4 protein-coding genes are annotated in these 7330 nt (G+C 35.3%); all 4 read left to right on the forward strand.

From position 1 onward, the window contains the following. Positions 1-397: 397 nt before the first annotated feature. The 4 genes from KHA90_RS21200 (at position 398) to KHA90_RS21215 (ending at position 6765) form a co-directional block, all read left to right on the forward strand. Complete coding sequence (locus tag KHA90_RS21200; RefSeq protein ID WP_213306191.1) at positions 398-922, forward strand: DUF5004 domain-containing protein; 525 nt, start codon at positions 398-400, stop codon at positions 920-922. Between the two features lie 92 nt (positions 923-1014). Then, entirely contained in the window at positions 1015-2097 is a 1083-nt protein-coding gene (locus tag KHA90_RS21205; RefSeq protein WP_213306193.1) for a hypothetical protein, read from the forward strand. Between the two features lie 117 nt (positions 2098-2214). Then, positions 2215-5235 carry a SusC/RagA family TonB-linked outer membrane protein gene (locus KHA90_RS21210; RefSeq protein ID WP_213306196.1) on the forward strand — a complete coding sequence of 1007 codons (3021 nt, stop codon included), beginning with the start codon at positions 2215-2217 and terminating at the stop codon, positions 5233-5235. 24 nt (positions 5236-5259) lie between these two features. Beyond that, entirely contained in the window at positions 5260-6765 is a 1506-nt protein-coding gene (locus KHA90_RS21215; protein ID WP_213306212.1) for a RagB/SusD family nutrient uptake outer membrane protein, read from the forward strand. Positions 6766-7330 lie beyond the last annotated feature (565 nt).

The raw sequence follows: 7330 nt of genomic DNA on the forward strand, positions 1-7330 counted from the left end.
CTTATGATTAGCAACTTTTAAATAATGGGTAGCATCTTTCGTAATATATATAAGGAAAGGGAAATTTAGCGTGAAAATAGTTTGTGAATGTTAAAAGTGGTCTAACAACTTGCAATTATACAATAAAAACTATTCAAATATATAGATAGTGAAAAAATAATCTGTTTTAAATTAGATATTGTCATTTTTACCATTATTTATTTGTGATTTTCATCTCAACAAAACCTTGATTTTTTAATTTACGAAAACGTAATAGTAAATTGATTATCAGTTGTTTAAACTTTTAAAAAGCCGAATTATATCTTGATTTTTCACAGATACTTTTTTTTAGATTTATTTAACATCTAGTTTCGTGCTGTTCTTTTAGAAGAATAAAAACTAACAAAAACCAAAATTTATGAGAAGTAAAAGTATTTACTGGTTAGCTGTTTTAATGTGCTTATTTGCGATTTCCTGCGATAGCACAGAAGACGGAAGCTACGTTGATCCTATAACCATTTATGAGAAAGTTAATGGAAATTGGGGATTAACAAATTTGAAGATGGTGGATGAATTTGCAAAGGCAAATAAGATCGAACCAAGCGAAGAAAACTTGAGTACCTATTTCAATTACGAGGATTTTAAAATCAAATTCAATGTAGATGAAAAAAACAATCCAACAAGTTATGAAGTTGCTGGCAATGTTCCTCCTTTATTCGCCCCAAAAGGATTCTGGCAGTTAAGCTCAGATTTTCAGCCTACAAAAGCAGGAAATGCTATCAGGATTTATTTGTATAGCGATGCTCAGAAAACTCAAAAAACAGATGAACTCAGATTAACATCGGTTCCCGGAAAAAACGAAGAAATGGAAATTCAATTGGTTCGCAGTTCCGGTGGAAGTCCATTTGTGTCGTACGTATTTAAATTAAATGCTATTAATTAAAAAGTAATATGAAATCGCCATGATTCTAAATAAAACACTTGAACAAAGAATGGCGATACCATTTTCCTTTAAATAACAAATATGATATACACATGAAAAAATTTATATATACAGTTTTATTGGTCATTTTTATGGCTCCTAACTTTATGCAGGCACAAGAAATGGCGGGAGCTGTGGGCGCTATCTCATCGTTTCCTGTAGTGTACAAATACGATGAAAAAGTGACGTGGTATTTTGATATGTCTGCCACAACATTTGCTGAAAACGAAGATCTTTATATCTGGATCTGGTCTCCATCAGAACCGGATGCGGGACATTGGGAAAACTCATCTGACTTTGCCAAACTAACGCACGTAAAAGATAAAATCTGGAGTTTTACTTTAACTCCAACCGAATATTTTTCTAAAACTGTGGCAGAAATCACAGCGAGTGACGGATTTTGGCTTCGTTTAAAAAACAAAACCGGATCGAAACAAAGTGAAGTGGCAAACATTGCATACACTGATTTTTCCTCATTTTACACAGCGAACGAGCTGATCAGGGCTTATCCCACTAAACCAACCATTGATAAAGGGGTAAGTATTTTGTTTGATGCCAATTTAGCTCCGGGATTTGCCGGCGCAACAAGTGTTCACATGCATAGCGGACTGAACGATTGGGATGTTAAACAAGAATACCAATCATGGCTGCCGGAAATTGCTGCAAAAACTAAATTAAAAGATTTAGGAAACGGTTTTTACAAAATGGATTTGGTTCCAAAGGATTATTACAATACTCCGGACGGTTACGAGATGAAAAATTTAGTTTTCCTGATGGTAAAAGATGATTGGGCAGGTACAACTCCGGATCAGGTTTTATACGCTGGCGCTTTTGTACCGCCACCGCCGCCGGTTTTTGCATTTTTCCCTTTGCAGATTAGTCAGAAGGATTTTCTTGGAATGTCCAGAAAAAATAACGAATCGGGCGTGAATAAATTGCTTTACACGATTACAGCCGGAAGCAAAGTAATTTCGGGTGAGTTTTCTGGTGGAACGGCAGAGATAAAAGGATTTGTCAACTTGGTTTCAGAACTTAATGGGATTCCGAATTTAAATGAAATTCATGTTTTGGTCAAAGACAATAAAGACAAAACGATTTCGGATACTACGATTCCACTTAAAACTTTAGACAAATAATTCATTATCAAATTAATATCAATTCTAATGGAATGGGCATAATCTAAAATTTGGTCATAACCAATAATGACTATGCGAATTACATATGACCGATAAAAAAACAATAAATAACTACATATGAATAGTAAAAATAAAAAAATAGTCCTGCATCACATGTGGACTACTAAAAATGTGGTATTCATGATTTTCATGCTTTTTCTTTCGGCAGGAATGTTTGCGCAGGAAAAAAAGCAGGTATCAGGTACCGTTTATGATAATACAGGAAGTGTATTGCCGGGAGCTACGGTTCTTGAATCAGGAACGAGAAATGCAACAACGACAGATTTTGACGGAAAATTTACTTTATCGGTAGCCGTAGGAGGTTCTATTGAAGTTTCGTTCATTGGTTCAACCACTCAAAAAGTTCAGATTACGGCAGCAACAAAACCTAATTTAGACGTTCGTTTACAAAACGATGGTTATATGCTTGCTGAGGTTCAGGTAGTTTCTGTAGGATACGGAACGCAAAAAAAATCTGATTTAACGGGAGCGATTTCGAGTTTAAAATCAGATGATTTAGTAAAAGGAACAATTTCCTCGACAGAACAGGTTTTACAAGGAAAAGTAGCGGGATTAAATATCATTCGTCCGTCTGGAGATCCGGCTGCGGGGTCTACAATTCGCTTGCGCGGAGGAACATCCTTAACCGCAAGTAATAGTCCGCTGATTGTAGTTGACGGAATTGCGGGAGTTGATATCAATATCGTTCAGCCATCTGATATTAAATCTGTTGACGTTCTTAAAGATGCTTCGGCGACAGCCATATACGGATCAAGAGGAGCAAACGGAGTTATTATTATCACAACAAAATCCGGTACAAAAGGAGTTTCGGTTACCTACAGCGGTTTATCAAGCGTGGGTTATGTAACGGATAATTTAGATCTTTTGTCAGCAAATCAATGGAGAGGTTACGTTCGAAGTACAGGAAACGGCGATGCTGTTGATTACGGCGGAAATACAAACTGGCAAAAAGCGTTACAGCAAACGGCTATTTCGCAATCGCATACTTTAAGCATTAATTCAGGAAAAGCTGACAGCGGTTTTAGAACGTCACTTTCGTACTTAAATAATGAAGGTGTGATCAAAAAAACAGGACTTGAAAGATTGAGCGGAAACATTAACGCATATCAATATCTTGGAGATAATAAGGAGGTGAAATTTGACATGGGTTTATTTGCCAATGTTGACAAATGGCATCCAATGGATTATAGAATTTTTGAACGTTCGTATAATTTAAATCCAACGATTCCGGTTTATGATGTTAACGGAAATTTCTCTTCGGTAGCAGGAAATATTTACGAAAATCCGGTTGAAATTTTAACGAACAGAACGGTTGATAACGAAAGACACAGATTATTAGGCTATTTTAAAACCGAAATAAAATTTGCAAAAGATTTTCTTGCGGTTGCGAATATATCTTATGAACATAATGCGGTAAAAGGAGCCACTTACAAACCAAGTTATGCGGTTATGGAAGGAATAACTGAAAACGGTTATGCTCAAAGAACCTATGCAGAATACGCAAATGCTCAAGGCGAACTTTATGTGAATTATAATAAAGTGATTGACAAACATACTATTGGCGCACTTGCAGGATATTCGTATTTAGAAAATATCTATGAAGGTTTTGGCGCACAACGAAGTGGTTTTGTGACCGATGCTTTTAGTTATAACAATCTTGGTGCGGGTTACAATTATCGTTTAGGCGATGTGTATTCATATAAAGGAAAATCAAATTTAGTTTCGTTTTATGCACGTGCAAATTATGCTTATGATGGCAAATATTTGCTGACTGGAACAGTGAGACGAGATGGTTCAAGCCGTTTTGGAGAAAACAATAAATGGGGAACATTCCCATCAGCTTCTGCAGCATGGAAAGTGTCAAGCGAAGAATTTATGAGTTCTACAAAAGGATGGTTAGACAATCTTAAAGTGAGAGTGGGTTACGGAGTTACTGGTAATCAGGACGGAATTGGTGAATACAAATCACTTTCGATTTTAGGAGTTGGAAACGATAGTTATTACGATCCTGCAACCGGAACGTGGAGTTTGGCATATTCGCCAAAACAAAACCCAAATCCTGACTTAAAATGGGAATCAACAAGACAATTAAATGTTGGTTTGGATTTTAGTTTGTTCAACAGAATTACAGGTTCATTTGAATATTACGTAAAAAATACCGATGATTTATTATATACTTATGAAGTTCCTCAACCGCCTTATTTAGTGGGAACAATGTTAGCAAATGTGGGTGAAATGTCAAACAAAGGAGTTGAACTTACTTTGAATGCTGATATTGTAAAAGGCGATAAATTTTCCTGGAATGCCAATTTAACTTTAGGACACAACATTCAAAAAATAGAAAAATTATCAAATCCTACTTATAAAACCGATGTTATTTACAGCGGATCTCTTCACGGATTAGCAGGAATGTCAGGACAATATTCTCAAATTATTGCTGAGGGTTATCCAGTTGGAACTTTCTGGGGATTCAAAAATGCAGGACTTGATGAAAATGGTAAAATTCAGTACTATAATGCAGCCGGAAGTGTAGTGGCAGAAAGTGCTTTAGTAGATGCTGATAAAAGAGATTTAGGAAATATTCAGCCTGATTTAACGATGGGTATCGGAATGAACTTTACTTACGAAAATTTTGATTTAGGTGTTACAGGATACGGAATGTTTGGTCAAAAAGCATTAAACGCAACCAACATGATGTTGAATGATCCTAACAGATTACCCACTTTTAATGTTCCGGATGATTTCCTGAACAGCGGTATCACATCTGCACCTAAATATTCAGATTACTGGATTGAAGATGCTTCTTTCTTCAGGCTTCAAACGGTTTCAGTAGGATATACTTTGCCTTTAAAATACAAAAGTTCTAAACTTAGAATATATCTTATGGGAGAAAATCTTGCTGTATTTACAAAGTACAAAGGCGTAGATCCTGAAATTGGTTTAAATGCGCAGAACGGAATGGATGCATCAGGAAAAATGGATGAAACAGGATTAGCAGCTCCGGGAATTGACAGATATAATAATTATCCTCGTCCAACAACGATTTCTGTAGGATTAAATTTTACGCTGAATAACTAAGCGATTAACTCAAAAATATATAAAATGAAAATCAAAATAACTGCAGCACTATTAGTTAGCATGCTTTTTACGATATCATGTACCAATTTAAATGAAGATTTATATGATAAAGTTGAAGATGGAAATTTTGGAAATACTCCAAAAGAAGTTGATGCATTAGTTGGCGGAGCGTATTCATCATTAAGAGGATTTGCTGACGGAATCTCAAATAATTATCCAACGAGTGAGTATGTTTTCTTTTTGAATGAAACGGCTTCAGATGAAGCTACAATCCCAACAAGAGGAACAAACTGGTACGACGGCGGTCAATATCAGGATGTACAAAAACATACATGGAAAGCAGATAATCGTTTGATTCTTTCGTCCTGGCGTTACAATTATACCGGAATTGCCAAGATTAATTCGATCCTTTATCAAGTGGATAAATCAGCATTGACAGATGCGGCAAAAGCACCCATTTATGCCGAATTAAAATCATTGAGAGCGTATTATTACTACAATCTTTTAGACGCTTTTGGGAATGTGCCAATCGTAGTAAATTTTGAAGATACCTCTTTGCCATCCAATTCTACCAGAAAACAAGTGTATGATTTTGTGGAGAAAGAATTACTTGACGCGATTCCGCATTTGACATCAAATGTTGTGTATTCAAAATTGACAAAAAACGTAGCCTATTCATTATTAGCGAGATTATATCTTAATTCAGAAGCTTTTATAGGAACAGCTCGTTGGCAGGATTGTATTAATATGTGTCAGAAAGTGACTGGATATACTTTAACGCCTGATTTCTTTGCCAATTTCGCAACAGAAAATCAAAAGTCACCAGAGATTATTTTCGCAATTCCTTACGATTCAAAAGCAGGAACAGTTGGTAATTATATGAACTCAATGTCATGTCATTACCTTCATAAATTGACAATTTCGGCAACAGGAAATGATTATCCGTGGAGTGCAAACGGAATGTGTGCACAACCGGGTGTTTATTCGGCTTTTGCAGAAACAGATAAAAGAAGAAAATGTATGGTTGCCGGCGATCAGATTAATGTTGCCACAGGTCAGGTTATTATTATGGATAACGGAGAACCGCTAACTTACACAGAAGCAGTTACAAGTGTGGCTGATGCCAAAGAAAATCAAGGAGTTCGTTTAGGAAAATACGAAATGAAAGCCGGAGAACAATGGGAACGTGATCACGATTTTGTATTGATTCGTTATGCCGAAATCCTGATGATGCAAGCCGAATGTTACGTTCGTTTAGGATCTGCAGATTTGGCTAAACCATTTATTCAGCAAATTACAGCGCGTGCCGGAGAAGAAATGCCAACAACAATTGACCTTAATTTTATTGATAAAGAATTGTTGAAGGAATTTACTTTTGAAGGAAGAAGAAGAACTGATAATATCCGTTTTGGAACCTATTTTCTGCCGTGGTGGGAAAAAGGAGCAACGGAGAAATACAGAGCGATTTTCCCAATTCCGAGTACAGTTTTAACCACAAATAAAAATTTGGTACAAAATCCTGGGTACTAAATTGATGAATGTCAGTCTTCCGTGTTGGTTAGTCGTGGAAGGCTGACATATTTTTATGTGAATTAGAAATTAGAAATTAAAAATCTTTTAATCCGGGGCAAAAGAAAAAAATCTGCCAGATCTGCAAAATCTGCGAGAAAAAATTTAGCCACAGATTAGAAGATTAAAATGATAAAAAAAAAGTTTCACGCAGATTTTACAGATTAAAGCAGATTTAATTTTGATGTATTAGAATAAATAAATTTGCAGAATCTGCTTAAATCAATTTAAATCTGCGTGAGAAAAAATTTAGCCACAGATTAGAAGATTAAAATGATTAAAAAAAGTTTCACGCAGATTTTACAGATTAAAGCAGATTTAATTTTGATGTATTAGAATAAATAAATCTGCAGAATCTGCTTAAATCAATTTAAATCTGCGTGAGAAAAAATTTAGCCACAGATTAGAAGATTAAAATGATTAAAAAAAGTTTCACGCAGATTTTACAGATTAAAGCAGATTTAATTTTGATGTATTAGAATAAATAAATCTGCAGAATCTGCTTAAATCAATTTAAATCTGCGAG

This window comes from Flavobacterium psychroterrae (genome assembly GCF_018380615.1).
Lineage (GTDB): Bacteria > Bacteroidota > Bacteroidia > Flavobacteriales > Flavobacteriaceae > Flavobacterium > Flavobacterium psychroterrae.